Source organism: Salinirubellus salinus, from assembly GCF_025231485.1.
Classification (GTDB): Archaea; Halobacteriota; Halobacteria; order Halobacteriales; family Haloarculaceae; genus Salinirubellus; species Salinirubellus salinus.
Genome location: NZ_CP104003.1, coordinates 3,710,798 through 3,735,634 on the forward strand (window position 1 = coordinate 3,710,798; position 24,837 = coordinate 3,735,634).

29 protein-coding genes are annotated in these 24,837 nt (G+C 71.6%); 16 read left to right on the top strand and 13 right to left on the bottom strand.

Features of this window, described 5'->3' with window-relative positions; genetic code table 11:
- Positions 1–12 precede the first annotated feature (12 nt).
- A complete protein-coding gene (locus N0B31_RS19495) occupies positions 13–828 on the top strand; it encodes an alpha/beta fold hydrolase (protein ID WP_260593295.1) in 816 nt (271 codons plus the stop codon).
- Between the two features lie 27 nt (positions 829–855).
- Here the strand turns inward: N0B31_RS19495 and N0B31_RS19500 are convergent, their stop codons facing one another.
- Complete coding sequence (locus N0B31_RS19500; RefSeq protein ID WP_260593297.1) at positions 856–1,908, bottom strand: Brp/Blh family beta-carotene 15,15'-dioxygenase; 1,053 nt, start codon at positions 1,906–1,908, stop codon at positions 856–858.
- Positions 1,909–2,044: 136 nt separating this feature from the next.
- Here N0B31_RS19500 and N0B31_RS19505 point away from each other — a divergent pair, with 136 nt between their 5' ends.
- The 5 genes from N0B31_RS19505 to N0B31_RS19525 all read left to right on the top strand — a co-directional run bounded on the left by N0B31_RS19505 (position 2,045) and on the right by N0B31_RS19525 (position 5,950).
- Entirely contained in the window at positions 2,045–3,262 is a 1,218-nt protein-coding gene (locus tag N0B31_RS19505; protein WP_260593298.1) for an acyl-CoA dehydrogenase family protein, read from the top strand.
- A gap of 92 nt (positions 3,263–3,354) precedes the next feature.
- Positions 3,355–3,519: a DUF7560 family zinc ribbon protein gene (locus tag N0B31_RS19510; protein WP_260593300.1), complete on the top strand. Its 165-nt coding sequence runs from the start codon at positions 3,355–3,357 to the stop codon at positions 3,517–3,519.
- A 65-nt stretch (positions 3,520–3,584) separates the two neighbouring features.
- Positions 3,585–4,238, top strand: coding sequence for a helix-turn-helix domain-containing protein (locus N0B31_RS19515; protein WP_438271175.1), 654 nt, complete (start codon positions 3,585–3,587; stop codon positions 4,236–4,238).
- Positions 4,239–4,297: 59 nt separating this feature from the next.
- A complete protein-coding gene (locus tag N0B31_RS19520; RefSeq protein ID WP_260593304.1) occupies positions 4,298–4,648 on the top strand; it encodes a hypothetical protein in 351 nt (116 codons plus the stop codon).
- Positions 4,649–4,897: 249 nt separating this feature from the next.
- Entirely contained in the window at positions 4,898–5,950 is a 1,053-nt protein-coding gene (locus N0B31_RS19525) for an alcohol dehydrogenase catalytic domain-containing protein (RefSeq protein WP_260593305.1), read from the top strand.
- A gap of 6 nt (positions 5,951–5,956) precedes the next feature.
- Here the strand turns inward: N0B31_RS19525 and N0B31_RS19530 are convergent, their stop codons facing one another.
- Positions 5,957–6,319: a hypothetical protein gene (locus tag N0B31_RS19530; protein WP_260593306.1), complete on the bottom strand. Its 363-nt coding sequence runs from the start codon at positions 6,317–6,319 to the stop codon at positions 5,957–5,959.
- Positions 6,320–6,647: 328 nt separating this feature from the next.
- Between N0B31_RS19530 and N0B31_RS19535 the strand changes: the two genes are divergently transcribed.
- Positions 6,648–7,769: a DUF4397 domain-containing protein gene (locus N0B31_RS19535; RefSeq protein WP_260593308.1), complete on the top strand. Its 1,122-nt coding sequence runs from the start codon at positions 6,648–6,650 to the stop codon at positions 7,767–7,769.
- 133 nt (positions 7,770–7,902) lie between these two features.
- Here N0B31_RS19535 and N0B31_RS19540 read toward each other — a convergent pair whose 3' ends face one another.
- Positions 7,903–8,943 carry an NAD(P)/FAD-dependent oxidoreductase gene (locus N0B31_RS19540; protein WP_260593310.1) on the bottom strand — a complete coding sequence of 347 codons (1,041 nt, stop codon included), beginning with the start codon at positions 8,941–8,943 and terminating at the stop codon, positions 7,903–7,905.
- 131 nt (positions 8,944–9,074) lie between these two features.
- On the opposite strand from N0B31_RS19540, the gene N0B31_RS19545 reads away from it, so the two are divergent.
- Positions 9,075–9,782 (top strand): flavodoxin domain-containing protein, encoded by a 708-nt coding sequence (locus tag N0B31_RS19545; protein WP_260593311.1) that lies wholly within the window; start codon positions 9,075–9,077, stop codon positions 9,780–9,782.
- A gap of 13 nt (positions 9,783–9,795) precedes the next feature.
- Here the strand turns inward: N0B31_RS19545 and N0B31_RS19550 are convergent, their stop codons facing one another.
- From N0B31_RS19550 to N0B31_RS19570, 5 genes are all read right to left on the bottom strand, one after another.
- Positions 9,796–10,635 (bottom strand): bacteriorhodopsin, encoded by an 840-nt coding sequence (locus N0B31_RS19550; protein ID WP_260593313.1) that lies wholly within the window; start codon positions 10,633–10,635, stop codon positions 9,796–9,798.
- 202 nt (positions 10,636–10,837) lie between these two features.
- On the bottom strand, positions 10,838–11,686 hold the full coding sequence (locus N0B31_RS19555) for a DUF4097 family beta strand repeat-containing protein (RefSeq protein WP_260593314.1): 849 nt from the start codon (positions 11,684–11,686) through the stop codon (positions 10,838–10,840).
- Positions 11,687–11,770: 84 nt separating this feature from the next.
- Positions 11,771–12,658 carry a winged helix-turn-helix domain-containing protein gene (locus N0B31_RS19560; RefSeq protein WP_260593315.1) on the bottom strand — a complete coding sequence of 296 codons (888 nt, stop codon included), beginning with the start codon at positions 12,656–12,658 and terminating at the stop codon, positions 11,771–11,773.
- A gap of 63 nt (positions 12,659–12,721) precedes the next feature.
- Positions 12,722–13,576, bottom strand: coding sequence for an ABC transporter permease subunit (locus N0B31_RS19565; RefSeq protein WP_260593316.1), 855 nt, complete (start codon positions 13,574–13,576; stop codon positions 12,722–12,724).
- Positions 13,573–14,532, bottom strand: coding sequence for an ABC transporter ATP-binding protein (locus tag N0B31_RS19570; RefSeq protein WP_260593318.1), 960 nt, complete (start codon positions 14,530–14,532; stop codon positions 13,573–13,575). The genes N0B31_RS19565 and N0B31_RS19570 overlap by 4 nt, the downstream gene beginning before the upstream one ends.
- 136 nt (positions 14,533–14,668) lie before the next feature.
- Here N0B31_RS19570 and N0B31_RS19575 point away from each other — a divergent pair, with 136 nt between their 5' ends.
- Entirely contained in the window at positions 14,669–15,457 is a 789-nt protein-coding gene (locus N0B31_RS19575) for a CPBP family intramembrane glutamic endopeptidase (protein WP_260593320.1), read from the top strand.
- An 18-nt stretch (positions 15,458–15,475) separates the two neighbouring features.
- Here N0B31_RS19575 and N0B31_RS19580 read toward each other — a convergent pair whose 3' ends face one another.
- A complete protein-coding gene (locus N0B31_RS19580; RefSeq protein WP_260593321.1) occupies positions 15,476–16,087 on the bottom strand; it encodes a hypothetical protein in 612 nt (203 codons plus the stop codon).
- A gap of 124 nt (positions 16,088–16,211) precedes the next feature.
- Between N0B31_RS19580 and N0B31_RS19585 the strand changes: the two genes are divergently transcribed.
- The 7 genes from N0B31_RS19585 (at position 16,212) to N0B31_RS19615 (ending at position 20,533) form a co-directional block, all read left to right on the top strand.
- Entirely contained in the window at positions 16,212–16,733 is a 522-nt protein-coding gene (locus N0B31_RS19585; RefSeq protein WP_260593323.1) for a hypothetical protein, read from the top strand.
- Positions 16,730–17,065: a hypothetical protein gene (locus N0B31_RS19590; RefSeq protein ID WP_260593325.1), complete on the top strand. Its 336-nt coding sequence runs from the start codon at positions 16,730–16,732 to the stop codon at positions 17,063–17,065. Before N0B31_RS19585 ends, N0B31_RS19590 begins: the two co-directional genes overlap by 4 nt.
- A 16-nt stretch (positions 17,066–17,081) precedes the next feature.
- Complete coding sequence (locus N0B31_RS19595; protein WP_260593326.1) at positions 17,082–17,687, top strand: DUF8121 family protein; 606 nt, start codon at positions 17,082–17,084, stop codon at positions 17,685–17,687.
- A 78-nt stretch (positions 17,688–17,765) separates the two neighbouring features.
- On the top strand, positions 17,766–18,590 hold the full coding sequence (locus N0B31_RS19600) for a helix-turn-helix transcriptional regulator (protein WP_260593327.1): 825 nt from the start codon (positions 17,766–17,768) through the stop codon (positions 18,588–18,590).
- 96 nt (positions 18,591–18,686) lie between these two features.
- Entirely contained in the window at positions 18,687–19,439 is a 753-nt protein-coding gene (locus tag N0B31_RS19605; protein WP_260593328.1) for a hypothetical protein, read from the top strand.
- Positions 19,436–20,170, top strand: coding sequence for a hypothetical protein (locus tag N0B31_RS19610; RefSeq protein WP_260593329.1), 735 nt, complete (start codon positions 19,436–19,438; stop codon positions 20,168–20,170). Before N0B31_RS19605 ends, N0B31_RS19610 begins: the two co-directional genes overlap by 4 nt.
- 228 nt (positions 20,171–20,398) lie before the next feature.
- Positions 20,399–20,533 carry a DUF7503 family protein gene (locus tag N0B31_RS19615; protein ID WP_260593331.1) on the top strand — a complete coding sequence of 45 codons (135 nt, stop codon included), beginning with the start codon at positions 20,399–20,401 and terminating at the stop codon, positions 20,531–20,533.
- A gap of 9 nt (positions 20,534–20,542) precedes the next feature.
- Here N0B31_RS19615 and N0B31_RS19620 read toward each other — a convergent pair whose 3' ends face one another.
- From N0B31_RS19620 to N0B31_RS19635, 4 genes are all read right to left on the bottom strand, one after another.
- Positions 20,543–22,687: a hypothetical protein gene (locus N0B31_RS19620; protein ID WP_260593332.1), complete on the bottom strand. Its 2,145-nt coding sequence runs from the start codon at positions 22,685–22,687 to the stop codon at positions 20,543–20,545.
- Entirely contained in the window at positions 22,684–23,406 is a 723-nt protein-coding gene (locus N0B31_RS19625; protein WP_260593334.1) for a DUF7504 family protein, read from the bottom strand. The genes N0B31_RS19620 and N0B31_RS19625 overlap by 4 nt, the downstream gene beginning before the upstream one ends.
- Positions 23,403–24,008 (bottom strand): response regulator, encoded by a 606-nt coding sequence (locus tag N0B31_RS19630; RefSeq protein ID WP_260593335.1) that lies wholly within the window; start codon positions 24,006–24,008, stop codon positions 23,403–23,405. The genes N0B31_RS19625 and N0B31_RS19630 overlap by 4 nt, the downstream gene beginning before the upstream one ends.
- 88 nt (positions 24,009–24,096) lie before the next feature.
- Positions 24,097–24,741: a DUF7344 domain-containing protein gene (locus tag N0B31_RS19635; RefSeq protein WP_260593336.1), complete on the bottom strand. Its 645-nt coding sequence runs from the start codon at positions 24,739–24,741 to the stop codon at positions 24,097–24,099.
- Between the last annotated feature and the right edge of the window lie 96 nt (positions 24,742–24,837).

Consider the following 24,837-nt stretch of genomic DNA (forward strand, 5'->3'; position numbering starts at 1 on the left):
GTCCCGGCGGCCATGCTCGACTGGACGACGACCGACGGTGCAGACACGAACCCTGCCGTCGTGTTCTTCCACCCCGCCGGGTGGACGCGACACGCGTGGACCCCACACGCCGAGCGACTGGCCCACGACTACCGGGTGGTGCGCGTGGACCTGCCGGGCCACGGTACCCACCCGGACGCGACGTTCACGATGGAGCGGGCGGTGGCCGACGTCGCCGCCGTCCTCGAAGCGGTGGACGGTGCGGTCCTCGTCGGCCACTCGCTCGGCGGGTACGTCGCCGGCCGGGTCGCCGCCGAACACGGCGACCGGGTCGAGGGACTGGTGCTCGCCGGATCGGCGTTCAACTGGCGCACGCCGGTCGGACTGGTGTTCAGCGCGATCCAGTACGTCGTCAACTACGTCTACGACGCCGCCGCACGGGTGCCTCCGCTCGCCCGCCGCCTCGAGCGCGCGCCGGTCCACGAGTCGCAGGTCCCGCCGGCAGAGGAGGCCCCCCACCCCTACCTCCCGGCGTACGCGAGCGCGCTCCGGGCGCTGGTGTTCGCCCAGTCGTGGCCGGACGTCGAGGCGTACGACGGGCCGACGCTCCTCGTCCAGGGGACCGACGACCCCCTCCCGAGTCACGCCGGGCGACTCGCCGGCCGGGCCAGGGCGGACCTCCGGTGGCTGCCCGGTGACCACTACGTCCCCGTCGACGACCCCGAGACGTTCACGGCGGTGGTGGCGCGGTTCTGCGCCGACGTGTACGGTGACCCGGCCGTCCCCGTGGAGGCGCCCGCCGAACGTCGGGAGCGGCGGCTCCGGGCGGCCGTCCAGTCGGTACGGTGACGTGAGGCCCCGGCTCGCCCGGCCCCGCTACGGGACGTGCCAGATACCCCGTCCCCGGTCCAGCACGCTCCCGACCACGACGTGTGGGAGCGCCACCACGCTGATGAAGACGCTCCAGAACGCCACGAGGCCGAGGCGGAGGTTCGGGCCGGGAATCGGGGACGGGACGAGGGTCCAGAACGCCACCGCGACGGCGGCCGTCGCCATCGCACCGGCCACCAGCACCCCCCACGCCCGGAGCGCCACGCCGCCGGCGTCGGCGTCGGGGCCACCGAGTAGATCCGCCCCGCCGAGGTCGGGTTCCTCGACGGCGAGCTCCCGGCTCACCTGCCGGAGCGAGTACCAGAGCGGGAAGTAGAGGCCGACGGCGACGACGACGGGGACGACCGCGAAGTACGTCACGAGCAGGGTCGTCTCGGCGGCGTCGGCCCCCCACGCGCCGTCCCCCGTGCGGTTCCGGAACCCCCAGCCGAGGTGCGCGAGGACGACGGCGGCGTAGCCGACGGCGACCAGCGGCCGCGTGACCGAGAAGTACGACGAGACCCCGCCGAGCCCCGCCGGGTCGACCATGCTCACCATCAGCGCGGAGAACGTGTGGAACGTGTTCGGGAACGCGACGATGGGGACGGCCATGACGGCGCCGCCGCGGGCCGCCACCGCGAGCAGTCGCTGGGGGCGCGAGCGGAGGTGGCTGGTCCCCGTCGTCGCCCGGAGGACGTGCAGGTCGCCACCGCCGCCTTTCAGCACCGCCACCCCGATGGCCAGTGCGAGGCCGGCGACGGGTGCGAGGAGGAACAGGCCGACGAACGCGCCCGCGAGCAGGAGGTAGCCGGCGACGTACGTGCCCCTGAACGTCGTCGCGCGGCGACGGAGGTTGGCGAAGTGCTCGTAGCCGCCGTGCGGGAGGTTCAGCGCGACCATCCCGAGGAGGTAGACGGCCGCCTGCGCGGTGAGCGGCACCTCGACGGCGGCGAGGTGGAGCCCGGCGAACAGGACGACCAGCCCCGCCAGCGCCGCCCGCGACGCCGTCAGCACCGTCGACTCGACACCGACCGACTCCCTGAGGTGTGTGACGCTCATCGACAGTAGATAGGGCCGGAACCGGGTTCGCACCCGACCCGAAACAGTACGGCCCTTCTTGAGGGGGGTATCGCTGATTCCCACGCCGTAGTACTGCGGGCAGGTGGTAAGGGGGGTACGGGTGGAACCGCACGGTATGTACACCCACGCGGACAGCGAGGTGGCACGGGAACTGGCCGAACGCGCCGAGCGACTGATGGAGGAGGTCGTCCTCCCGAAGGAGCGCGAACTCGCGGCGGGCACCGCCGTCTCTCGCGGGACCGTCCGGGAACTCCGCGAGGCGGCCCGCGAGTACGAGGTCTACGCGCCACAGGTGAGCGAGGAGTGGGGTGGGATGGGCTACTCGTTCCGCGACGTGCTGCCCACGTTCGAGGAGGCGGGCCGCTCGCCGCTCGGTGCCACCGCGATGCACGTCGCGGCGCCCGACGAGGGGAACATGCACCTGCTGGAACTCGTGGGGACCGAGCTCCAGAAGGAGCAGTACCTCGCGCCGCTCGTCGAGGACAAGCTCCGCTCGGGCTTCTCGATGACCGAGCCGACGCCCGGTGCCGGGTCGGACCCGAAGATGGTCCGGACCACCGCCGAGAAGGACGGCGACGAGTGGGTCATCGACGGCCACAAGTGGTGGACCACGCAGGGCGTCGAGGCGGACGTGCTGGTCGTCCTCGCGCGCACGGACCCGGACGTCCACCCCTACGAGGGGTGTTCGCTGTTCCTCGTCCCCGCCGAGGCACCGGGTGTCGACGTGGAGCGGAACATCCCGCACATCGGCGGGACCACGCGCGGCGTGAGTCACGCCGAGATCGTCTACGACGGGGTGCGGGTGCCCGAGGAGCACCTGCTCGGCGAGGAGGGAGAGGGGTTCAGCCACGTCCAGCAGCGACTCGGCCCGGCCCGCCTGACGCACTGCATGCGCTACACGGGGATGGCCCAGCGCGCGCTCGACATCGCCACCGCGTACACCAGCGAGCGCGAGGCGTTCGACTCCACCATCGCGGAGAAGCAGGGGCCGCGCTTCGCCATCGCGGAGGCTGCGACGGACCTCCGGGCGGCCCGCGCGATGGTCCGGCAGACGGCCGACCGCATCGCCGCCGGCGAGGAGGCCCGTGTCGACGTCTCGAAGTCGAAGGTGTTCACCGCGCGGGCCGTGAACGAGGCCGTCGACGCGGCGATGCAACTGGTCGGGGGTAACGGCATCGCCCACGACCTGCCGCTGGCGGAGTTCTACACCAGCGCCCGGCAGTTCCGCTACGTCGACGGGGCCGACGAGGTGCACAAGCGGGTCATCGCCCGCGACGAGTTCGCCGACCCGGCGACCGAGGAGTTGTCGCCCATCACGCGCTACCGGGGCTGAATCCGGGCCGGCCGGGGCCGTGGGTGACCGGACGACGGTCCCCGCAGTAGTGGGGGCCGGTCGGTACGGGCGTCGGCCCCCGAGTGTCTGGCATGACCGACTGGTACGAGTTCGACTGTCCGGCCTGCGAGGCCGCGTTCGAGGTGGACGCGCCGGCCCGCACGGAACTCTGTGCGGTCGGGTGTCCGGAGTGTGGGGCGGCGGTGACGGACGGGGCGTTCGACGCGCTCGGTGACCCCCCGGACCTCCTCGTCTGAGCCGGGTTCCGGAAGCATCCCCCGCCGAGCGTGGTTTTTCGGGTCGGAGAGCCGTAGGTGCGTGTATGTCGGGTGTGCGTGCCGAAATCGCCGTGAGCGGGCCGTCGAACTGTCCAGTCGCCGCGCTCTCCGCCGAGACGGCGACCCCCGTCACCGACGTGACGTGGTCCCGGGCGGACGAGACGTTCACCGAGGAGTTCCGCGTCGACAGCGACGTCGCCGCCGAGAACACGACCGCGCTGGCCGACGCCGACCCGGTGCTCGAGGTGGGCGACGAGCGCGTCTACCAGTTCAGTCGCGAGGCCGGCCCGGACGCCACCTGCGCTTGCGAGGTGGTGGAGTCACTGGGCCACCCACTGGCCGACGTCCGCGTCGAGGGGGGTGACCTCGTGTTGACGCTCCACCTGCCGGGTGTCGAGCGACTGCAGGAGGTGGTCTCGGACCTCGAGGCCGTCGCCGACGACGTCGAGATGCGCTACCTCGTCCACGCCGCCGCCGACGGCGAGGGGCGAGGCGACCGTACCGTCGTCGACCGGGGGCGGCTCACTGAACGTCAGCGTGAGGTGCTCGCGACGGCCTACGAGCTGGGGTACTTCGAGTACCCGCGTGAGGCCAACGCCACCGAGGTGGCCGAGGCGCTCGACGTGGGGCTCTCGACGTTCGCCGAACACCTCGCGGCCGCCCAGGGGAAGCTCCTGTCCGAGACGCTGGCGGTCTGACCGCCCGACCCCTACTGTTGGGGGTCGAGACGGACGGGACTCCGGTCCTTCTGTCCGGTATGGCGACTGGCCAGCACGCAGACCGAACCGGCACGGAGACACTCCCAGACGTGGTCGGCGTCCGCACGCGCGTCGTCGACCGTGGTCGCGAGACGGTGGTCGTCGAGTTCGAGAACGGCGCGGAACTCCGCTACCGCGCGCCCGCCGAGGACGGAGCGCCCGTCGAGGAGGCGTGGGTCGCCCCCGGTGCCGACCCGGCGGACCCGACGGTGGTGAACGAGCGCGGGGCCGACGCTGGCGAGGAGGCGCTGGCGCTCCGCGCCGTCGGCGAGTACCTCTCGTTCGACGACCGTCGGCGCGCCGCGTTCGTCTGGGGCGAGCGGAACCTGAGCGCACTCCTCGGGGAGTGACTCCCCCCAGACCCGCAGTGTTTCGGGTCGGGTCCTATGCACCCTCGGCCACTACCGTACGGTGTCGGCCGCGAGGGAAGGCGGCCGATGGTGTGGAAACGGAACGGAAGGGTACGAGATAGAACGGCTCACGACGAAGCGTCAGAGTACTGGTGCCTGCAGTTCGGTACGACGAGGGTGTCGGTGCCACGACCCCTCGCGACCGGCGCCGGCCGGAGGATTTAGTCTACGGCGCCCCCTCCGGCCGGTATGCGCGCTGCGCTCCTCCGCTCGTACGGCGACCCGCTGGACGTGACAGACGTGTCCGTCCCGACGCCCGACCCGGACGGGGCCGTCGTCGCCGTCGAGGCCTGCGGTATCTGCCGCTCGGACTGGCACGCCTGGAAGGGCCACGGCGAGTGGGCGGACGACCAGGTACCGCTCGACTCGGTGCTGGGCCACGAACCCGCCGGCCGGGTGGTCGCGGTGGGCGACGAGGTCGAGACGTTCGCCGAGGGCGACCGGGTCGTCGTCCCGTTCGACCTCGGCTGTGGTGCCTGCGGACGGTGCACCGCTGGTCACGGCAACGTCTGTCGCGACGGCCACGCCCTCGGCTTCGAGTCGAGCGCGCCCGGCGCGTTCGCCGAACGGGTGGCGGTCCCCCACGCGGCGTTCAACCTCCAGCGACTCCCCGACTCGGTCGGGTTCGTCGCCGCCGCCTCGATGGGATGTCGGTTCGCCACCGCGTTCCACGCCCTGTCGAACCGGGCCGCGGTCGAGGCGGGCGAGTGGGTCGCCGTCCACGGCTGCGGTGGGGTGGGCCTCTCAGCCGTCCAGGTCGCCCGCTCGCGCGGGGCCGAGGTCGTCGCGGTGGACGTGGCCGACGAACCGCTGGCGATGGCGGCCGACCTCGGGGCCCACACCGTCGACGCCTCCGAGGCGGACCCGGTCGACGAGGTCGAGGACCTGACCGACGGCGGCGCGGACGTCTCGCTCGACGCCCTGGGGCGCGCGGAGACGGCCCGGAACTCCGTGCGCTGTCTCCGCGAACTCGGCCGGCACGTGCAGGTGGGCCTCACCACGGACGCCGAACGCGGCCAGGTGAGCCTGCCGACGGACTGGATGACCCGCTGGGAGGTGGACTGGCTGGGTGCGCGCGGCTGTCCGCCGAGCCGGTACGGCGACCTGCTGGACGCGGTCGCAGGGGGGGCACTCGACCCCGGTGCGCTGGTGACGCGGGAGGTGTCGCTGGCCGAACTGCCCGAGCGACTGGCCGCGATGGACGAGTACGGGACGGTCGGGGTGGAGGTGCTGGTCCTGTAGCCCGGTTCAGACGTCCGTCTCGGCGATGGTGTAGTAGTGCCCCGAGGGCACGTCGTCCCCCTCGACGATTCGACTCTCGAGGAACCCCTCGCGTTCGAGCCGCTGCAGGATGAGTTCGGCCTTCGTCATCGTGTCGAACAGCGTCGCCAGCCTGAACGTAGCCTGCTCCCCGGTCTCGCCGAGGTCCTCCGGGCCGACGTCGCCGGCCACGAGGTCGTCGAGCAGCGCCGTCCCGAGCGCGGCGTCGCAGATCTCCTGGACGTTGTACGCCTCGCCGGGGTGTTCAGAGAGGAACGCGAGGACGAGGTTCCGTTCGGAGGCTGGCGACTCGCCGCCCGCCCACGCGTCGGAGTCGGTCGGTATCGGCATACGCCTCTCTCGCCGTCCCGAGGGGATAAGTCCCGGTCTCCCGCTCCGGGCGACCGAGGCGCCGCTCAGCGCTCCGTCTTCGCCGGAGCCTCCACCGAACCGGACGGTCCGCCGACCGTCGTCGAAACTGTCGGGGAATCGGGAGACAGGACGACCCTACCGAGGGTCGGTCCCCTCCACGTGAGCGGTACTCGGCGTCCGAGCACGGGGTTCGCTACGACGAACCTACCGTGAATGTTCGTCGACTGAGATATCAGATAGAAGAAATATAACGAAGCCCGAGCCTGTCGAGTCACCACGTGCTATGTCGACAAACCCGGTAGCGACAGTGGCGGTCGTACTCGCCGTCGTCGTCGGTTCGATCGCGCTCGTCGGGTCGACCGGCGCGCTGTTCGCGGAGCACGAACACGAGGACGAGGAACCGGCGGCCCTGACGTCACAGGAGACCACGTACGTCCGTGTGGCTCACGCGTCGCCAGACGCGCCAGCCGTGGACGTCCTCGTCGAGAACGAGACGGTGGTCGCGAACGCCTCGTTCGGTGACGTGACCGACTATCTGGAGCTGGCTGCGGGGACGTACAACGTCACCATCACCGCCGCGGACGACCCTGACACGGTCGTGTTCGACGACCAGGTGACGTTCGAGCCGCGGTCGGCGACCACCGTGGCCGCCAGCGGTGAGATCAGTGAGACTGCCAACACCACGTTCGCGCCGGTCGCGTTCAGTGACGACGCGCTCGCGGTCGGGGAGAACGAGTCGGCCCTCCGAGTCGTCCACCTCTCGCCCGACGCGCCCGCGGTCGACGTGACCGTCGGGGAGGGTAACGAGACGGTCGTGCTCGCCGACAACGTCACGTTCCAGAACGCCTCGTCGTACGTGACCGTTCCCGCCGGCAACTACACCGTGGACATCCGCGCGGCGACAGCGGCGAACAACGGCACGGTGGTCACCTCGGTTGATGTCCCGCTCGAAGGTGAGACTGTCTACTCCGCGATGGCCGTCGGCTACCTTGACCCCGCCTCGGCCCCGGCCGACACGCCGTTCGAGGTGCTGCTGACCGAGGACGCCGAGACGACGATCACCATCCCGTCGGATGAGACGCCGACGCCGACGGAGACACCGACGGCAACGGCAACGAAGACGGCGACCCCGACGGCAACGGCGACGCCGACCAGAGCCCCGACGACGGCGGCGACGCCCGTCCCGATACCACCCAGCCCGACCCCGACGGCCACGGAGAGTCCGACCCCGACGCCGACGCCGACGAGCACACCGACGCCGACGCCCTCGCCGACCGACAGTCCGACGCCGACGCCCAGCGAGAGTCCCACGCCGACGCCGACCGACAGTCCGACGCCGACCGAGACTGAGACTGAGACTGAGACCGAGACTGAGACCGGGACCGGGACTCCCTCCGAGACCACCACGGAGACTGTCGAGGTGACGTAGGCCGAGCGGACGTCGCTGGAACGGGGAGCCTACCGCTCGTCTGCCGTCGACACCTCCCCGTAAGAGCTCGGGAGTCATCAGCGGAGGCCCCCACCGCCAGCCGCACCTCCCGAGCGAGGACGCTTCGCGCCCGCTACAGCGTCAGCGCCAGTCGCTCGCCCGTCTCCAGCCCGTTCCGCAGTGCCGCGTGCATGCGGGCCTCTCCGGCCACCCAGTCGCCGATGCAGTAGAGATCCGCCTCCTCCGCACTCCGGACCGGCCCTGACCGTACGCCTCCCTCGGTGAGCGCGTAGCGCCACCCCTGGTGGTCGGTCCACTGCGGCTCGGCGAGTCGCTCGTCACCGACGACGGCGGCGGCCATCTCGGCGAGGGCGGCGACGTTCTCGGCCGGGTCGCCGTCGTAGTGCTCGACGGACCACTCGTGGTTGGCCTGCACGACGAGCAGGCTCTCGCCGTCGGGGACGTGGCCCGCCTTGCACTCTTCGCGCGATATCCAGCCCACGTCGTGGGCCTTGTCCACGTTGACGAGGCCGTAGTACGGCCGGTCGAGTTCGAACGGGTAGTGGAGGACGGCGGTCCAGATGGAGCGGTAGTCGACGGCCTCGACCGCCTCGAGCAGGGGCTCGCGGTGGTCACTCTCCCACTCGGCCGAGCGGAGCAACTCGGCCGTCTGCGGTGCGGGCGGGTTGAGCACGAGCACGTCGAACGGACCCCACTCGTCGCCGTCGGTGTCGGTGAGGTGCCACTCGTCGGCCGCGTCGTCCCGCGCGATGGTCTCGACGCGCGTGCGACGCTCCACCCGCGCGTCGGTCCCGCCGAACAGCCGCTTCGCGACCTGCGTGAGCCCGGTCTCGTAGGACCACTTGTGCTCGTCGGCCTCGCGGCCCTCGCTCACTTCGCCGTCCGCGTCGAAGACGTAGACGGGCTCGCGGGCGTCGACGAGGCCGTCCTCGCCGAGCGTCTCGCGGACGAGCTCGTTCACGCGCTCGTCGTCTGACTTCAGGTAGTTCGCGCCGTAGTCGTAGGTCAGGTCCCCGTGCCGACGGGTCGCGCCGCGGCCGTTGAGACCGCCGGACTTCTCGAGGACCGTGACGTCGGCGTCGGTCGTCCCGCAGAGGACGTGCGTCAGCGCGGCGCTGGCGGCACCGGCGCCGACGATACCGATTCGTGTCACGACCCACAGTTGGGCTCCGGTCCCCGAGAACCCTCCGACAGCGGCGATTCGGACGGCGCGCGAGATTCCAGTGAGCACACACCAACCGCAAAGTTACCGCGACCGAGGGCCGAGTCAGTCGGTGAGTAGCCATGACATCGGTGCTCGTCGCGTACGGCACAGGTGAGGGACAGACCGGGAAGATCGCCGCGTTCGTCGGGTCGGTCCTCGAGGCGTACGGTCACGACGCCACGGTCGTCGACCTGACAGCGACGCCCGAGCAGTCCGTCGAGGGGTTCGACGCCGTGCTGGTCGGGTCGCCGGTCCACAACCGTCGGCACCACCCGGCCGTCCTGGCGTTCGTGGAGCGTGAGCGGGCGGCGCTCGCCGAGCGGCCGTCCGGGTTCTTCCAGGTGTCGCTGGCCTCGATCATGCCCCTCCGGTGGGCCCAGCGGGGGGCCCAGGAGTTCGTCGACCACTTCGTCGAGGAGACCGGGTGGGAACCCGACCGGGTCGGTACGTTCGCGGGCGCGGTCAAGTACAGCCAGTACGACCGCTGGACGCGGTTCACGTTCCGCCTCGTCTCCGCGGTGACGACGGGAGACACTGACACCTCGCGGGACTACGAGTACACCGACTGGGACGAGGTGGAGGAGTTCACGCTGGCGTTCGTCGCGGACACGACCTACCGCGTCGGCCCGCCGTCGTCCGAGGTTCCCCGGCCGGCACCGGTCGCGCTACTCGGGCTCGGGTTCGCGCTGGGGTACTGGTGGGCCCGGCGGCGCGAGGCCGGGCGGACGGTGCCGACGGCCATCGGCGCCGACGACTCGACGCCGGCGGTACGGACGCTAGCCGACTGAGTCGGCGGGCGGGTCAGTCGTCGGCCATCGTCGTCGTCCCGCCCAGCGGGTCGGCCCCGCCGACGGACCGCTCGTTGGCGGCCACCCAGCGCAGGAGCAGGAACGCGAACACGTACTTCGCGAGGATGTCGAGCGCGGAGTAGCCCCACGAGGTGACGCCCACGTCGAGCAGGGCGAACCCCTCGACGCCGAGTGCCCAGAGGATGGGGTAGCCCAGCCAGAGCACGACGGTCAGGTTCCGGAGCGTGCCGAATATCTCGCTCGTCCCGGCGGCCTGCGCGTCGGCCGGCCACTCCACGAGGAGGACGTACAGCACCGCGACGAAGAACGCGCAGCTGATGACGAAGAACACCCAGCGGAGCAGGTACGACGAGGTGACGAGCGCCGCCGCCAGCCCGGTCACGCACATCCCCACGTCCATCGTCACGGCGGTGAACAGTTTCGCGCGGTCGGTGCCGGCCAGCAGGCCGAGCGCGAGCAGTATCATCGGTGTCGACAACGTCCACGTGAGGTAGCGGCCCCACGGCTGGAGCACCTCCTGGCCGGCCAGCGGGTGGCCGGGTGGCATCGTCAGGACGCCGACGGTCAGCCCGGAGACGAGGCCGACGTAACTGGCGATGGAGACGAGCGGGACGAGCAGGGTGGCGACCCAGATGAGCTTCGCCCGCTCGGACTGGAGGCTCCGGCCCATCGCGACGAACAGCAGTATCGAGAAGCCGGCGAGCGCGACGTTGGCCCAGAGCGAGGAACTGAGCACCACGTCGCTCGCGATGCGGTCGAACACCTCCGCCTGTGTCGCCTGGAGGGGAGCGAGGGACGGTACGAGCGCGGCCGCAGTCTTGTAGGGTATCATGGTGGTGTCCCGGCGACGAGCCGACCGCCCGGTCGACGACCGTCGCGCTACTGAACGTTCGTCACGAGCCGTCTTATATCCGCGTGAATATGTCCCCCTTTGCCCGCTCTTCCCACCCGGTTCTCGCTCGATGTGCGCGGAAATCTCGTGTTCAGACGAGTGGCCCGCCCCCGTCCGCCAGTTCGGTGTCGAGGAGGTCTGTTCAGGCCGCGAGCCGCCGGACCGACACCTCGCCCAGTTCACTGTACACGCGGAGGCGGTGGCCCCCACGGTTCAGGCGGCCGGCGACGAGTCGGCCGCCGCCGGTCCGACTCGTCAGCGGCAGGTCGCAGTCGACTGCGCCGTTGGCCTCCGCCAGCACGTCCACGTCGAGGTCCTCGTGGACGGCGACGGTGGCCTCGCCCCACTCCGTGCCCACCTCGGCGTCGGTGCGCAGGTCACGAACCTCCACCGTCACCTCTCCCACGTCGGTGACCGCGCGGTCGATGCCGGTCACGTCGGTGGCCTCGACGCGGCCCAGCCCGCTCGAGAGCGTGAGGAAGCCGTCGACGCGCTCGGCCAGCACCGCTCCGACGCCGGCGTGGAGGGTGGCGTCGCCGCGGGCGTCCCGGAGTGTCACCTCGCCGGCGCGGGTGGTGAGCGACTCGACGACGGGACCGGGCGCCGGGAAGGTGACCCACACGTCGACGCGCGGGGTCTCGTCGACGCTGGTGAGCCGACGGGCCGGCGTCCGCGTCCGGACGGTGAGCGAACCGTCGACCAGTTCGACGTCGGCGACGATGTCGCGGAGGGTCGCCCGCTCCTCGGCTCGCTCGACGACGGTCACCTCGACGCGGTCGGTCGCGGCCGTCCCGACGACGACGTTCCCGACCGCGCTGTCGACGGCGAGCGTCGCCACCTCGCTCGCGGGGAACGAGTGGCGCTCCTCCTCGGCGTAGTCGGCCACTCCGAACGGGAGGCCGCGGGCGGTGCAGCCGGCGAGCGCGGCGAGTGCGACGGCACCGCCGGCGGTGAGGAGTGTTCGGCGTCCGATGGTGGGGTTCTGGTCCATGCCACCGGCAGGTCGTATCCCGGCATAACTGCGCGCAGAACTGGATTTCTGTACGTCACGACGGGGCACGACACCGGCTGTCGCTCAGTCCCGCTCGAGCGACCGGACCGTCGCATCCGGACCGAGGACGGCAGTCAGCGACGAGCGCTCGTCGCCGAAGGTGACGGCGACCTCGGGTGGGTCCGTCGAGCGGAGCGTCGTCTCCGGGAGGCCGAGCGCGTCGTGACGCCACGACGGGTCGGTCCGGACGTCGTGGCCCCGCTCGTAGAGGAACCCCTGGACGGCCGGGTGGAACGTCGCGGGGCCGTGCGGGCCGACGCGGGCCACCGAGCCACACCGGGCGCACTCGTACTCGACGTGGGCGGGGAGCGACGCGATCTGCTCCTCGGGTGGATCGACGACGAGTCGGCCGTCCATCCGTCCGGCACAGAGGTGACAGAACCCGGCGACCACGCCGTCGAGGACGTGGCGCATCCAGCGGTCGAACGCGCCCGGCAGCGCGTCCGGTTCGAACTGGTCGAGCGACCCCGGCGGGAACGCGAACTCGTTTCGGAACGCGTCGCACGCCGAACAGCGGATACGGCCGACCTCGTCGGCGTACTCGGCGACGAGGCCGCCACCACAGAGCGGACACGGGTCGTCGATGGGGACGTTCTCGACGGTCGCGTCGGCCGTGAAGGTGCCGGCGTACATCGCGCCGACGACCTGCCGGCCCGCGTGCGTGAGTTCGTACCCGGCGTCCGTACGGCGGACGAACACGTCACGGAGCTTGCCGAGGTGGTAGTTGAACTGGCCGGAGTCACGCACCCCGACCCGGCGGTGGAGTTCGGCGAACGGGACGGCCTCGTCTGGCGTCTCGCCGAGCGCCCGGACGATGCCGACGCGGATGTCGTCGCCCAGTAAGGCGAACACCGCCTCTGGCGAGCGGCGCTCGACGGCGACGCCGTCGGCAGGTTGCGAGCTGTCGAACATACCCGACTCGGGGCGAGGCGTGGGGAGAAACGTAGCGTTGGCGCAGGACAGGTCGCCCCCGACTCAGAGGTCGGCGCGGGCGAACGCGCGGTAACCGAGGGCGAGCGGGCCGACCAGCCACGCCAGCAGGACGGCGACACTGGCCCAGCCGGTGAGGTAGAACGGGACCGGACCGCCGAGCGCGCCACCGAGGGCGAGCGCGGCGGCGGAGCCGTCGCCGAGGAACCAGGCCAGTGCGTTCGTGTACGCTGCCGTCGGCGTGACGACGTTGAGGAACGCCACCCAGCCGGGGAGCGTCTCGGGGCTGGCGAACGAGAAGCCGTTGACGACGAACAGCGCCGTCGTCGGGAGCAGGTCCGCGAGGAGTTCGAGCGCGACGAACGCGCCGATGCCGTAGGCCATGGCACGCCCGCCGGATCCGGTGGTGGCCGACAGCGCCACCATGATGCCGACGTACACGAGGACGAGCAGCAGCGTCACGAGCGTGAACAGTGCGTAGTCGACGGGCGAGAACGAGTCGAACAGCACGAGGACGACGACGAGCGTCGCGGCGAGCCCGACGAGCAGCGCCACGCCGAGGACGGCGGTGCGGCCGAGGAGCTTGCCGAGCACCACGTCGCGCCGGCTGTGCGGGAAGCCGAGCAGGAGCTTCGCGGACCCGCTGTCGCGCTCGCGGGCGATGGACCCCGCCGCGACGACGATGGCCGCGATGGAGACGAACAGCGAGGTGGCCGCGAGTAGCAGGGTGAGGTAGCCGAGCGTACTCGTCTCGCCGACGTCGACGCGGACCGCTGGCACCGTGGCGTACAGTAGCGCCATCCCGACCGAGAGCAGGACGAACAGCGCGGTGGTACCCCAGAGCGCCTTCGAGCGCCGGGCGTCCGCGAAGTCCTTCCGGGCGACGACGACCCAGGTCATCGGCCCACCTCCGGGGTCGCCGCCCCGGCGTCGACGGCTCCGTCCTCCTCTTCGGTCTCCGTGTAGGCCGCGAACAGCTCCTCCAGCGATACCTCCTCGGTGTCGAAGTCGACCAGCGCGACGCCGACGGCGCTGACGGCGCCGAGGACGGCCGCCTTCGTGTCGTCCTCGCAGGTGACCGAGACGGTCCGGCTGCCGTCGACCCGGACACTGGAGACGCCCTCGACGGCCTCGATGGCGTCGACCAGTCGGTCGTCCACGGCGTCGACGGTCAGGGTGAGGCGGGCCTCCGTGCCGAGCGCGCCACGGAGCGCGTCGATGGTGTCGACGGCGACGAGACGGCCCTCGCGGAGGATGCCGACGCGGTCACACACGGCCTCGACCTGCTCGAGGACGTGCGAGGAGAAGAACACCGTCGCGCCGCGGTCGCGTTCCGCGCGGATGATCTCCCGGAGTTCGCGGGCCCCGTTCGGGTCCAGCCCGGTCGTCGGTTCGTCGAGGACGAGGACGTCGGGCGTGCCGACGAGCGCCATCGCCAGCACCAGACGCTGTCGCATCCCCTTCGAGAAGCCGCCGGCCTTGCGGTCGGCGGCGTCGGCGATGCCGACCCGCTCGAGCAGGGCGTCCACGTCGTCGTCGCTCCGCTTCGAGGCGACGGCGAACTCGACGTGTTCGCGCGCCGTGAGCCGGTCGTACAGGTGGTAGCCGTCGGGGAGGACGCCGACGCGCTGGCGGACGGCCAGCGACGCCTCGCGGCAGTCGTGGCCGAGCACCGACGCCTCGCCGTCGGTGGGGCGGACGAAGTCGAGCAGGACGTCGATGGTCGTCGACTTGCCGGCGCCGTTCGGCCCGAGGAAACCGAAGATTTCCCCCTCGCGCACGTCGAGGGTCACGTCGTCGAGCGCGGTCACGTCACCGAAACGCTTCGTGAGTCCGCGGAGTTCTATCGCGTTCATCGACAGGTCGGATGACGAACGTGGAGATAAAGACTCTCAGAAGCGCGCTTCTGTCTGCTATAGCACACCCCGTGCGACGAGGTGACGAACAGAAGGACAGTTCTGCAAGCGACTATGTCCCCGTGCGGCCTCCCCGGTGGCTACGAGTCTCCAGACCGACACGACGACCCGCCTGCCCGACCGCTTCGCCGGAACCCCACTCGCCAGCCGACTCCGCGCGCTCGGCGCCGCGGCCGCACTGCTCGTGCTCGGGACGCTCGCCGCCCCGCTCGTCTCGGGTGGGGTCGGCCTGCTCGCCGACGCGCTCGGCCACGGTGACGACCTCGTCCGCACGTACGCCGTGAGCGGCACGCTCGCCACGCTCTCGCTGGCCGCAATCGCGCTCGCGTACCGGCGCGTCCGCCCCCTCCCGATGCCCGTCCGCGTCCCCGACGGCCGGGAGTGGCCGTGGGTCGTCGTCGGCATCCTCGCCCCACTCCTCGGGGCCGTCGTCCTGCAACTCGGCGCCGCCGCGCTCGGCGTGGGAGCCGGCGAGACGGCGACCAGCGGCATCGGCCGGTTCGCCGCCACGAACCCGGTGCTGTTCTACTCGCTGGCCATCCTGTCTGCGCTGTTCGTCGTCGCACCCGCCGAGGAACTGCTCTACCGGGGGGTCGTCCAGGGCCGCCTCCGCGAGGAGTTCGGCCCAGCCGTCGCCATCGGGCTGACCTCGCTCGGCTTCGGCGCCGGCCACGTCTTCAGCTACGTCGTCGGTGGCTCGGACCCGCTCTCGGGGGCCGTGGCCATCGCCCTCGCCACCATCGTCCTCGGCGGTGTCGTCCTCGGCGTGCTCTACGAGCGGACCGGGAACCTCGGCGTCACCATCGTCGCCCACGGTCTGTCCAACGCGCTGGTGCTCACGGTGTCGCTCGCCGCGGTACTCTAGTGCTCGTTCTCACTCGACTCAGAGCGCACACCCGACGTTCCCCGTCGAGACGCCCGCCTCGTGGACCGTCAGGTCGAGTCGCGTCACGTCGCCGTCGCCACAGGTCACGACGTCCCAGTCGTGGACCCGGCCGTCGACGGTGACGACGTAGACCACGTCGCTCGCCGCCGTGGGGATGCCGAGACTGAACCTGCCGCCGGTGGCGTCGTCGCCCGCCCGCACCGCTCGCTCGACGGGCACCTCGAGGACGAGCGCCACCGCGTCGACCAGTGCGCCCTCGGGGAGGTCACCCCGGGTGCTCGCCGCGTAGGTCCGTTCCGTGCCGTCCTGGTACCGGACCGTCACCCGCTCGACCGGGTCGTCGACGAACAGGACGGTCACCTCGAAGGCGGTGCCGTCCGTCGCGCCCACCTCGACCCGCAGGTCACGGCGTTCGGGGGCCGGGGTCGCGGTCGGCGTCGGTGTCGGGGACGGCGTGGGCGTCGCCGTCGGGTCCGGGGTTGGGGTCGGCGTCGCCGAAGGCGAGGGGGTGCCGCGGTCACCCGGTCCGGCGTCCAGTCCCCCACAACCGGCGAGGAGAAGGAGGAGCGCCAGCAGCGCCGAGACGAACGGTCGGGAGTGTCGATTCACGCACGCGTACAGTCCCGTTCAGCGGATAACGATTCGCTGACAGGTGTGTGCACGCAGCGTGCTACCGCGGACAGAATCCCGTTTCTGCGAGCGGTTATCTCCGAACCTGTCCTCCCGACTGGACATGGCTCAGCTACCACGCCTTCCACTGCTGGCCGTCGTCTGCCTCGTCCTGACCGCGGGGTGTTTCGGCGCGGTCGGTGACGGGAACGACGCCCCGCGAACGCCAGCCGGGACGCCCGTCCAGGGGACCACTCCGACCGGCGACTGGGACCCCGACGACTCGGTCGCCGTCCAGCGGTTCACCAGCGGAGCGGCCGTCTGCGAGCGGTCGAACGTCCCGACGCGGATGGCGCTCTCCCAGAACGCCACTGCCGAGGTGGTCACCGTCACCGTCGACGGGAACCTCTCGGTGGACGACGTGGCCCGGTTCGCGCCGCCGGCCGCACTCGTCGAGGACGCGCCCGGTCGCTACACGATCTGGGTGTCGACGCGCGAGGACACCCGCCGGACGCCACGGGCCTGTGACGGCCACGTCCCCTACGAGGCCGTCTTCGACCTGCCGCACGACGGGCTCGACGGATTCCACCTCACCGTCATGCACGACGGCGAACGGGTCGCCACCTGGGGGAACGATTCGGTGTGAGCGCCCTCGTCCGCTCCCGGACCGTCCCAGTCCGGCCCCGCCTGGCGCTCGCCGGCCTCCTCGCCCTCGTCGGCGTCTTCGCCGCCACGCTCGCGGCGGGGAACGCCGCCCGGATGGGACAGCCTCCGGCGACGGTCCTCCCGTTCGCCGGGGTCGTCGCCGCGTGGGGGCTCCCGGCACTCGTCGCCTACCGACTCGTCGCGACGGCTACCGTCTGGGCCGCCGTGGCCCGCGTCGCCCCCCGCCGTCGGACCGCCGCCCTCGCCGGCCTCGGCGTCGGCTGGCTCTGCTGGACCGCCTGGCAGCTGTGGCTGTTGCTCGCGCTGACCTGACACCCCCATCACGACCGTGACACGACACCCCCCGTCCGACCGCCTCGCCCGCAGACCGTTCCTCGCCGCCGGCGCCGCCGGGATGGCCGCGCTCGCCGGCTGTGCCGACGGCCCCGGCACCGCCAGCCTCGACTGGGTGGGCGAGGCCGTCGACGCCGACGGCCGGGAACACCACCACTGGTTCGGCCCGGCCCGCGACGTGACGGCCACCGTCCGGCAGACGGCGTCCGTCGTGGATGCCGACGCCCCGGTTCCGCTCCTCGTCCTCCTCCATCACCGCGAGGGATTGCGGACGGAGCGCCTCCGGCTCCGACTGCTGGCCCCGCCACGCTCCGGGAGCGCGTTCGTCGCCCCCATCTGGGTCCAGTCGCCCGCCAGCACCGCCGTCGCCCAGACCGTCGCCCGCGACTCCGACGGGTGGACGATGGTCGACCTCGGGCCGGCAGACGGGGCGGCGCGGCGGTTCGGCGCCGGCAACCTCGCCCTCGAGTTCGCGGTCCACCCGACGTCGGCGCCCGTCGACACCCTGTTCGTCGACGTGGTCGCGACGCTCCGCGAGACGGCCACGTTCGGGCGCCGGCTGACCTGCCGGCGGACGCTCGACTACGCGTTCGTGCGGTGACCGCCCCACGCCCGACGGTGCGGGCGTACCTGCTTCCGGCGTGGGGTATTATCACCGTGGCACCCGCGAGTCGAGGGCATGAGTGCCGACGACGTGGCGTTCCTGGTCCGCTCGCCCCACCGCGGCGCGGTGCTGGCGGCGCTGGCCGAGACGCCGGCCGACCGGAGCACGCTCCGGGAGCGCGTCGGCGCCTCACGGGTGACCATCGGCCGCATCACCACCGACCTCGAGGAGCGGGGCTGGGTCGAACGCCGGGGGAACGAGTACGCGGTGACGAACGCCGGGGAGGCGGTGGCGGGGGCGTTCGAGCGGTTCCTCGACACGGTGGAGACGACGCGCCGGCTCGAACCGCTCCTCGAGTACCTGCCAGTCGGGGCGTTCGGGTTCGACCTGGCGGCGCTCGGCGACGCGGAGGTGGTCCGCCCGACGCCGACCGACCCCGGCCGACACCTCTCGCGACTCCGCGAGCTGTTCGAGACGTCGAGCGAGGTGCTGATGGTCGTCCACGCCGTGGCGCCGCGGGTGGTCGCCTCCGCATACGAGGCCGCGATGGCCGGCGGCCACCACACCCACGGGGTGTTCACGCCGGCGGTGACCGCGGCTATCCGCGCCAACCCCGAGGTCCGGCGGAAGGTCCGAGCGATGCTCGAACGCGGGACGATGGACATCTACGAGCGACCGTCGGTGCCGTATCAGATCGCCACCTTCGACGAGACGGCCATCGTGTCGGCGGACGACGAGACGGGCGTCCCGCGCGGCATCGTCGTCAGCGAGTCGCCGGTGGTCCGCGAGTGGGTGGCCGAGGAGTTCGACCGACTCCGGGCCGACGCGACGGCCCTCTCGGCCGAGGCGTTCCGCGTGCCCGACGGGGCCGACGGGGCGGACACCGCCCCCGGCCCCTGAGGCGGCGCTCGCGGCGCTCGCGACTCGAACGTCCGTTCACGTCGTGAACTGGTGTACACGCGGTAACCTAACACCTCTCTGCTCCGGACCGTTCGTATGTACGGACTCTCTCGACGACGGGTACTTCTGGGTGCAGCAGCCGCGGCCACGACCGGGCTGGCCGGCTGTACGGGTGGCGACGAACCGGCGGGTACGGGCGACGGTGGCGGTGGGGGGAGCACGCCGACGGCCACGGCCGCGAGCGGTGGCGGCGGTGACGCCGGGACGCTCGAGGCGACACCGATGCCCAGCGCGGACCCGGACTGCTCCAGGCTGACCGGGAGTCCGACCCCATACGACGCGGCGGGGACGCCGTTCGTCTTCACGTTCGAGTACGTCGGCAGCTGGGAACTGCAGGACCCGCTCGAGGGGCCGGGTGGCATGATACAGGGCATCAGCAGCCCGGTCGTGACCGTCGACGGCGAGACGGAGAGCGCGGGACTCACCGTCGGTCAGAAGTTCGAGGCGCTGACCGAGGCCGAGGTTCAGGACGCCGTCAGCGGTGCGACGGACGGGGAGTACGCCCGGTCGGTCGTCGTCGCCGAGCCGTCGTTCGGCGGCGAGACGATACAGATAATCGGGTTCGAGGACGTGGAGTTGCCGACCTACCAGACGTGGCTGCCACACGGCGACGACGAGGCACGCTACTACGAGCTCACGATGATGCTCAACTCCAGCATCCTCCGGCAGGACGACGAGGGCGAGTCACAGACGCTCTGTCTGGAGTCGACCGTGGTGGGTGTCGAGACGGTGCGCCAGAGCCTCGCACCCAACCCGGAGACGACCATCGCGGAGGTGCGCGAGCAGTGAGCGGCGGCGACCTCTCGCGCCGGCGGGTCCTGCTCGCGTCGGCGGCCGCAGCGACCGGGTTGGCCGGGTGTACCGGCGGTGGCGCACCGAGCGGTGGGGGGACGTCGAGTCCGACGGCGACGCCGACCGCCACCGCGACGAGCACTCCCACTGCCACCGACAGCCCAACGCCCACGGAGTCGGCCACGGCCAGCCCCGGCCCCGCGGACTCGTTCTGTGCGCCGCTCGACGGGTCGCCGACGCCGTTCGACGTGGCCGGGACCCCCTACGTGTTCGCGTTCGACTACGTCGACAGCTGGTCGGTCGGCGAGCCGATCGAGCAGTCCAACGGCCGGTACGAGCGCCTCGAGAGTCCCGTACTGCGCAGCGAGAACGGGGAGTCGAGCGCGACGATCCGCGTCGGCCAGTCGTTCGACGCGCTCACGGCCGCGGAGGCCGAGTCGTTCGTCCAGGACCAGATCGACCGCGAGGACAGCACCGGCGTCGCCTACGAGGAGTCGTTCGGCGGCGAGACGGTCCGGTTCGTCGAGTTCCCGAACGTGGACGTGAACAGTTACGTCTTCGTCCTCCCGTACGGCGACGGCGAGGCGCGCTACTACCCGACCTCCATCGTGACCTTCCTCGACGGCGGGGGACCCGGACAGACGGTGAGCCGGTGTCCCGACGCGGTGGACGCCGCCACGCAGACGGTCCGCGCGAGTCTGACAGTCAACGCCGAGTCGACTACCTAGCCGGCCTGCGGCCCGACCCGGCCCGCGATGCTCGACGGCTCCGCTCGGGAACGTGATGGTTCGGCAGAAGGTTCAAGTGGGCGGCAGTGTATCGGAGAATCGATAGCCGGCTCTCGGTCGCGTGACTCGGTTTCTTCCAAAACGGTCTCGCGAGAGTTTTATTCACTAATTTCGTACCAGAACTGTTCAAATAAATATAATATCGCGTGCCACTCAGTGCGGGCTGTAATGTCCGACAGCACCCTCGCGATGTACCTCAAGGAGAACCCGCGGATGACCGGCGTCCTGTTCACGATCACGCTGCTGCTCGCGCAGGCCGGCAACGCGGCGGCCGCGGCGGGCTGCTCGAACCCCGGTCCCTGAACGGCCCCGCTACAGCGAGTCTAGGTCGAAATTCCGGCTCCAGCACAACTGCCCCCCGACGCGCATCGGCACGTCCTCGCGACCGAGGAACTCCCGACACGCCGCCTCGTCGAGGCGGAACGTCCCCACCTCCCCGGAGTTGAGGTAGGTGTCCGCGGAGTCGTCGATGAACGGCATGAACGCGGTCCCCATCCCGAACTGGCCGGTCGGGAACGCGTGCAGTTCGACGTCGTAGCCACCCGTCTCCGCCGCCCGCACCTCGTAGAGGAGCGGCGTCCCACTCTCTGCCTGCGTGATGGCGAGGCCGCCGTCGCCGACGACCGTGTACTGACTGCCGACGAGCGACTCGTCGCGCGCGACGTCGAGCGCGGCGTTCAGCGGGAACCCGCGGTTGAGGAGCCGCGCGACGGTCCGTCCGATGCGGACCGCCCCGGAGTTGACGACGTCCGAGAGGGTGACGATGCCGCCGATGCTCCCGGCGTCGACGAGCGCCATCCCCTGCTCGTACGAGGAACAGGCGTTCAGGAAGAACGCGTCGATGCCGACGTCTCCGAGGTCGCGCGCGTCGAGGTAGCCGTCCGGACAGCGGAACCCCTCGGCGTCGATGTGTCCGATGTAGTGGAGGAGGTCGCGGTCCTCCCGGAGCGTCTCCCGGAGCTCGGCCACGTCGAGGCCACGCTTCAGCGTCACGTCGAACGGGAGTTCCTCGCGGTCGCCGTACGCGTCCTCCACGACGCCCTCCTCGCTGGCCATCGCGGCGTCGTTGCAGACGACCGTGATGTCGATGTCGCCCCGCTTGGCCGAGCGGCCGAGGCGGTTCCGGTAGGCCTGCACGGTCGCCTTGCTCGCGCCGAACGGGGCGTCGTCGCCGACCCACGCCTGCTCGAGCGAGTCGGCGGCCGCCGGCGAGACGACGCTGCCGACGGTGGCGCTCTCCGTCTCGCTCCGGGTGAAGCCGTCACCCGCCCGGAGGAACTCCTCGACGGCGCGTGACTGCTCGACCGGGGCGGCGGCCGACCCCGTCTGAGGCGACCGGACGACCGCGAGGTCGTCGACGAGGAACGGGAGCGTCTCCGCGCTCGCCGGGGTCGGCGCGACGTGCGTCGTCAACTTCCACTCGGGGAGGTGCGGTTCGACGATCTCGAACGGGACCTCGAGGTAGGCGGCGACCTGCTCGGTGAGCGAGGCACCGTACAGCGCCGCGAAGTCGAGGTCGACGGTGCCCTCGAGCGCCCGGCGCTCGTGCAGGTCGGACCCGTAGCCCCCCTCCGTCCGGGTGAGACAGTCGAGGAAGAACACCTGCTTGAGCACGCGTTCGACGGTCCGCTCGAACCCGAGCGGGCGGTCGAGCGCGTAGTCGAGCGTCCCGTCGTCGGTGACGAGTCGCGGGATGGGGCCGGGTTCGACGCGCGCGCCGAGGTAGTACGCCAGCGGCGCGACGACGTAGACGGCCCCGCGTTCCGGGGGCACCTCGATGCGGAGGCCCGTCTCCGGCGGTTCGAGGCCGGCCGGCACGTCGAGTTCCTCGCCCACCTCGATGGCCGGCGGGTGGCCCCGCAGCGTGGGGTACGAACGCTCGGGGCCGGTCGTCTTGAGCGCCGACCCGAACGTCGAGACGGCCCGCATCAGGTCCTCTGGGTCACCGGTGGTCGTCACCGTCGCGGCGGGGCGCTCGTGGAACGAGCGAGCGCCGACACGGACCGTGGTCGGCGCCTCGAACGCGAGTCGCGTCGCCGCGAACCCCGTCGTGACCGTGAACGGCCCCTCGACCTGCAGGTACAGTTTGATGGGCGTGAACAGCTCGACGCTGTAGCGGCCGGGCTCGAACGCCTCGTCGGAGGTGTGGTCGAAGCCACGGGGCTCTCCCGGGCCCCCGTCGAGGGGGCGGACGTTCCCGCCGACGACCGTCGCGAGGTCGACGCCGGTCGTCTCGAACTCGACGGCGGCGTCGACGGGGTACTCGAACCCGGCGGTGTCGACACCGGCCGGCGTCACCGGGTCGTCGGTGTAGAGCGTGTAGCGGTGCCGGTCGATGGGGTCGACCACCTCGACGCCCGTGAACTCCGCGAGCGGGTCGAACCGGACGTCGACGCAGTCGGCCGGGTCCCGCTCGGGCGAGTCGACCGGGTCGGGCGCACGACCGCTCCGACTCATCGGTCACCCACCCCGATGGGGAGCCAGTCGCTGACGATGCCCGCCTCGTGGAGGAACCACCGCTGACGCGGCTTGCCACCGAACAGGTCCAGTTCGACGGTCACGTCGAACAGCGCGCCGAGAATCGCGGCCCGTTCTGCTTCGCGAGCCACAGGCAGGTGGACGTGTCCGAGCCCCTCGGCCGCCCGGACCGTCGCGTTCAACTGGTGACAGAAGCGGAACACGGAGCGCTCGGACGTGGCCTCGACGAGCGGTCCGAGGGAGTCGATACAGACCCGGAGTTCGCCCGGCGCCGTGTCCGCTGCCGCCCGGTCGACGGCCGCCGCGGTCGCCTCACCCAGCTCCGAGAGGGTGGTCGCCTCGGTCACGGTGCCGTGGTCGGTGCCAGTGTGGTCGCCGGCCGTCGTGGCCGCCCCACGGGCTCGGTCCGCCCACCGGACCGTCCGCGTGTGCGACGGGTCGCGACCCACACCGCCGCAGGTGCAGCCACCGCCCGTCTCGACGGTCACGAGTTCGCGCTCGGGGCCGCCGGCGAGTGCTGCACACGCCTCGCGGGACACCTCGGCCGGCACCTCACCGACGACGAGGATGGTACACCCCGACTCGCGGAGTGCCTGCAACTCCTCGCGGAGTCGCTCGGCCGTCTCCCGTGGGTCTCTCGGGTCGCTCCCGCGACCCGGCCTGTCGCTCGCCGCCGGTCGTGCGTCGCCGTCTCTCATGTCGTATCGTCCTCCGTCCCCGCCGCTGCTCCGGTGCCCATCGGCTCCCCGACGAACAGTCGTTCCCGGTCCTCCGTCCGGACCTCTGTGAGCGCCGCGTCCGCCGCCGCTCGCGCGGCGAGCACCGCCCCGTCGACGGCGTCGAACCCACCGTCACCCACCGGGGGTGCGGCGTCGTCGCGTCGACCCTGCCGGCGGGCCAGCTCGTACAGCCGGTCCACCCGCGTGTCGTACTCCTCCAGCGAGACCAGCCGGTCGACGGCCCGCGAGAGGGCCGCGGCCGTCACCGGTCGGTCCACGCGCACGTCGAACGTCGGGAACGCGCCCGCCGTCGGCGGCGCGAGCACGCCAGCACGGACACGCACGCCGCGCTCGCGGAGCGTCTCGAGGAGCGCCTCGCCCGAGCGGTCTGGCAGGTACGCCGCGGTCACCAGCAGGTCCACATCGTGGCCAGCGTCGTCGCTCACCCCCAGCGCGGTCAGCGCTTCGTCGGCCGAGCGCGCCGTCTCCACGCGGTACGCACCGCCCATCCCATCGGCGGCGGTGAGGGCGTCGCTCGAGTCGGCGACGACCAGCACGGTCCGCGGTCCCTCACCCCCCATGGTTCTCTCGACCTACGTTACACCCTGACGTACTTGAATACTTCGCGCGATAACGCGGCGTGAAAAAGTGAGCGGCGGCCGTGCAGCCTCACTCGCCGCCCGGCAGCGAGAGTTCGTCGACGTCTCGCAGGTGGAGCACGCTGAGCGTGGCCACGGCCAGCAGGACCCCGCCGAGAACGACCTGCGTCGCCAGCGCGCCGATACCGAGGCTGGCGACGAACAGCAGTCCACCGACCAGCACGGCGGCCGCGTAGTACCGTGGCCAGGGGCGGGTCGAGGCCGGCTCGTCCGTGGTGTCGTCTCCGTCCCCACGCCACGGCCGCGCCGTCCGGAGTTCCTTGGCGTCCTCCAGGTACCGGTTCAGTGCAGCCGCGTTCCGGCCCAGCTCGATGACGCCGCGTGGCTTGTTGAACTCGATGACCTCCACGTCGTCCATCCGCGGGAGGTGACACTGGTAGAGCGCGACGTAGACCCGCTTTCGCTCGCTCGCGGAGAGCTCCTCGACCGGTTTCCCCGTCTCCCACGACGCGAGCGCCTCCGCCAGTTCGCTCATCTCCGCGCGCCCACCGTTCTCGACGAGGAACCGGAGCGCCCGTCGCCGGCGCTCGTTGCGCAGCACGTCGAACACCTGGTCGAGCGGGAGCGGGCCGAAGCCGGCTGACTCCGGCTCCCCGGCCTCCTCGGGTGTCCCTTCGGTCGGCGGCTCCTCGATCTCTGGGACGGCGTTACTCATCCTTCGACGCCCCCAGTGGCAACCACCGCGCTGGGTGCGTGACTGTCCGTCTCGGTGCTCGACTGACCGCGTACGTGGTGTGGAATCTGCATAGAC

Coding starts and splice junctions, on each gene's coding strand:
- N0B31_RS19565 (WP_260593316.1), bottom strand. CDS start 13,576: ATGACCTGGGTCGTCGTCGCCCGGAAGGACTTCGCGGACGCCCGGCGC.
- N0B31_RS19505 (WP_260593298.1), top strand. CDS start 2,045: ATGTACACCCACGCGGACAGCGAGGTGGCACGGGAACTGGCCGAACGC.
- N0B31_RS19635 (WP_260593336.1), bottom strand. CDS start 24,741: ATGAGTAACGCCGTCCCAGAGATCGAGGAGCCGCCGACCGAAGGGACA.
- N0B31_RS19585 (WP_260593323.1), top strand. CDS start 16,212: ATGGCTCAGCTACCACGCCTTCCACTGCTGGCCGTCGTCTGCCTCGTC.
- N0B31_RS19520 (WP_260593304.1), top strand. CDS start 4,298: ATGGCGACTGGCCAGCACGCAGACCGAACCGGCACGGAGACACTCCCA.
- N0B31_RS19600 (WP_260593327.1), top strand. CDS start 17,766: ATGAGTGCCGACGACGTGGCGTTCCTGGTCCGCTCGCCCCACCGCGGC.
- N0B31_RS19525 (WP_260593305.1), top strand. CDS start 4,898: ATGCGCGCTGCGCTCCTCCGCTCGTACGGCGACCCGCTGGACGTGACA.
- N0B31_RS19495 (WP_260593295.1), top strand. CDS start 13: ATGCTCGACTGGACGACGACCGACGGTGCAGACACGAACCCTGCCGTC.
- N0B31_RS19530 (WP_260593306.1), bottom strand. CDS start 6,319: ATGCCGATACCGACCGACTCCGACGCGTGGGCGGGCGGCGAGTCGCCA.
- N0B31_RS19515 (WP_438271175.1), top strand. CDS start 3,585: ATGTCGGGTGTGCGTGCCGAAATCGCCGTGAGCGGGCCGTCGAACTGT.
- N0B31_RS19510 (WP_260593300.1), top strand. CDS start 3,355: ATGACCGACTGGTACGAGTTCGACTGTCCGGCCTGCGAGGCCGCGTTC.
- N0B31_RS19605 (WP_260593328.1), top strand. CDS start 18,687: ATGTACGGACTCTCTCGACGACGGGTACTTCTGGGTGCAGCAGCCGCG.
- N0B31_RS19570 (WP_260593318.1), bottom strand. CDS start 14,532: ATGAACGCGATAGAACTCCGCGGACTCACGAAGCGTTTCGGTGACGTG.
- N0B31_RS19545 (WP_260593311.1), top strand. CDS start 9,075: ATGACATCGGTGCTCGTCGCGTACGGCACAGGTGAGGGACAGACCGGG.
- N0B31_RS19555 (WP_260593314.1), bottom strand. CDS start 11,686: ATGGACCAGAACCCCACCATCGGACGCCGAACACTCCTCACCGCCGGC.
- N0B31_RS19630 (WP_260593335.1), bottom strand. CDS start 24,008: ATGGGGGGTGAGGGACCGCGGACCGTGCTGGTCGTCGCCGACTCGAGC.
- N0B31_RS19500 (WP_260593297.1), bottom strand. CDS start 1,908: ATGAGCGTCACACACCTCAGGGAGTCGGTCGGTGTCGAGTCGACGGTG.
- N0B31_RS19625 (WP_260593334.1), bottom strand. CDS start 23,406: ATGAGAGACGGCGACGCACGACCGGCGGCGAGCGACAGGCCGGGTCGC.
- N0B31_RS19550 (WP_260593313.1), bottom strand. CDS start 10,635: ATGATACCCTACAAGACTGCGGCCGCGCTCGTACCGTCCCTCGCTCCC.
- N0B31_RS19620 (WP_260593332.1), bottom strand. CDS start 22,687: ATGAGTCGGAGCGGTCGTGCGCCCGACCCGGTCGACTCGCCCGAGCGG.
- N0B31_RS19615 (WP_260593331.1), top strand. CDS start 20,399: ATGTCCGACAGCACCCTCGCGATGTACCTCAAGGAGAACCCGCGGATG.
- N0B31_RS19560 (WP_260593315.1), bottom strand. CDS start 12,658: ATGTTCGACAGCTCGCAACCTGCCGACGGCGTCGCCGTCGAGCGCCGC.